We start from the raw sequence: 2,396 nt of genomic DNA, 5'->3' as shown, positions 1-2,396 counted from the left end.
GCTGCGGCGAAGCCTGTCGATCAAAAGTAGGTGGGCGATCTCGGAAATCCGCTCTTTGACGTTCTCGAGAGCCACGAGCTCGCTGTCCAGCTGGTGCAGCACGTCTTTGACTTTGCTTTCCGTGAACAGCTTCTGCGCGTCGACCTCGAGGTCGTCGGGGATCTCACGGAGCGGGTCCTTGAGCTCCTGGAACTCTTCGGGAGTCGTCTGGGCACCAAAGCGGTCGTCAAAGTTGCTGTCGCCCTTGTACATGCCCGTTCCCTGCGAGGGGGGTGAAATCAACTTTTCCGGTGTTATGCCCTGCGCCACGTCGGTCCTCCTAGTGCCCGGGTAACTGTGTACCTGCTTTTTTTATTTATAGGTCGGGGGAAGCGATTCCTCGCTTCCCCCGTCCCGTAAACATGCTGCGTACTGCTTTTTAGTCTGCGTACCTGTCGCCGTGGGGCTGGCCGGCGGCGTACGGCTCCATCGTGTACCGGATAACCCGGTCGTTACTTTCCTGGCGGACCAGGCGGAAGCCAGGCTCGTGCTTCGGCCTGTTCACGATGAACTGCAGTGCGATGGTCTGCTTGGTCAACTTGGGGTTGTACAGGCTGACCTTGATGTACTGGTTGGGGAAAGCCTCCCGGCAACGAGTCACCTCGTGCATACCGCCGGCGGCGTCCTCCAGGTCGAACATCGGCATACCCCACATGTCCCAGTAGGAGTTGCGAGGGTGCGGGTCATCGGTGTACTCGATGGCCACGGCCCAGCCGTTGTCGATCCCGTATTGAATCTGAGCACGAATCTCATCTTCCGATAGGTCCGGCAGATAAGAGAACGTCCCCTGGGTGATCTTTAGTCCAGTTGGCATTGTCTTGTTCTCCTGAAAAGTTGTTGTCCTTGATTCGGCCTTCGGGGGGTCGTTGGGGGGCCGGAGCCCCCCAACTGTGTTTTAGCTGACCGGGGTCGGCAGCTCCAGCACGTCCGGCACGTCGGTGGACTCGAAGTCGAAGGTGATGTCGCCCCAAACTTCCAGCGCGGAAGCCAGCGGGGAACAGGTCTTGGAAGCCTTCTTCAGGATGTCCGGGCCTTCCTTGTAGTAGTCCCGGCCCTCGTTGCGAGCCTGGATCATTGCTTCGACGGCTACCCGGTTTGCGGTTGCGCCTGCGGCAACACCCATGGGGTGACCGATGGTGCCTCCACCGAACTGCAGGACGACGTCCTCGCCCAGGTAGTGCAGAAGCTGGTGCATCTGACCGGCGTGGATACCACCGGATGCAACCGGCATCACGCCAGGCATGTGCGCCCAGTCCTGGTCGAAGTAGATTCCCTGGACTGCGTTGGCGGGAACCTTGTCCTCACGCAGGGTGTTGTAGTAGCCCTGAATTGCGTTCGGGTCGCCCTCGAGCTTGCCGACGACGGTGCCCGAGTGGATGTGGTCGACACCCAGCATCCGGCACCACTTGGACAGAACCCGGAAGTTGACGCCGTGGTTCTTCTGACGTGCGTAGGTGGCGTATCCGGCACGGTGAAGGTGCAGGATGAGGCCGTTGGCACGTGCCCAGTGGCTCATCGAGGTCATTGCGGTGAAGCCGATGGTGAGGTCGATCATGATGATGACCGAGCCCAGCTCCTTGGCGAACTCCGCCCGCTCGTACATGTCCTCCATGGTGGCGGCGGTGACGTTCAGGTAGTGACCCTTGGTCTCGCCGGTTACCTCTTCGGCACGGTGAACGGCTTCCATGCAGTACAGGTAGCGGTCACGCCAGCGGTTGAAGTTCTGCGAGTTGATGTTCTCGTCGTCCTTGACGAAGTCGAGACCACCGCGCAGTGCCTCGTAGACCACCCGGCCGTAGTTGCGGGGCGAGAGGCCCAGCTTCGGCTTGGTGGTGGCGCCGAGGAGAGGACGGCCGTACTTGTTGACCATCTCGCGCTCGGTGATGATGCCGTGCGGGGGACCCTGGAAGGTCTTGATGTACTCCCGCGGGATGTGCATGTCCTCGAGGCGGAGTGCCTTCAAGGCCTTGAAGCCGAAGACGTTACCGATGATCGAGGAGGTGAGGTTGGCGATGGAGCCTTCCTCAAAGAGGTCGTGCTTGTAGGCGATGTAGGCAATCCACGAAGGCGGGCTCGAGTTGGGAACCGGAATCACCTTGTAGGCCTTGGCCTGGTAGTTGTCGTGGGCGGTCAGACGGTCGGTCCAAACCACGGTCCACGTAGCGGTCGAAGACTCACCTGCGACTGCTGCTGCTGCTTCCTCGGGCTCAACCCCATCCTGCGGGGTGATACGGAAGGCGGCGATGATGTCGCTGTCCTCCGGGACGTACTCGGGCTTCCAATAGCCCATTTCCTTGTAGGGCATGACGCCCGCCATCCAACGCGGCCTTGCTGGGTCGCTAGTACCGGCCATGTAT

General features: G+C 60.7%; 3 protein-coding genes. All 3 read right to left on the bottom strand.

From position 1 onward, the window contains the following. The coding region (locus VFV09_01105; protein HEU4866300.1) for a hypothetical protein at positions 1-309 on the bottom strand (309 nt) is incomplete at its 3' end. A gap of 109 nt (positions 310-418) precedes the next feature. Next, positions 419-853: a ribulose bisphosphate carboxylase small subunit gene (locus tag VFV09_01100; protein ID HEU4866299.1), complete on the bottom strand. Its 435-nt coding sequence runs from the start codon at positions 851-853 to the stop codon at positions 419-421. A gap of 81 nt (positions 854-934) precedes the next feature. After that, positions 935-2,392, bottom strand: coding sequence for a ribulose-bisphosphate carboxylase large subunit (locus VFV09_01095; GenBank protein ID HEU4866298.1), 1,458 nt, complete (start codon positions 2,390-2,392; stop codon positions 935-937). Positions 2,393-2,396: the final 4 nt, after the last annotated feature.

Source organism: Actinomycetota bacterium (assembly GCA_035759705.1).
In the GTDB taxonomy this organism is placed as follows: Bacteria; Actinomycetota; CADDZG01; order JAHWKV01; family JAHWKV01; genus JAJCYE01.
This window is presented reverse-complemented; position numbering and strand designations above follow the sequence as displayed.

Coding starts and splice junctions, on each gene's coding strand:
- VFV09_01100 (HEU4866299.1), bottom strand. CDS start 853: ATGCCAACTGGACTAAAGATCACCCAGGGGACGTTCTCTTATCTGCCG.
- VFV09_01095 (HEU4866298.1), bottom strand. CDS start 2,392: ATGGCCGGTACTAGCGACCCAGCAAGGCCGCGTTGGATGGCGGGCGTC.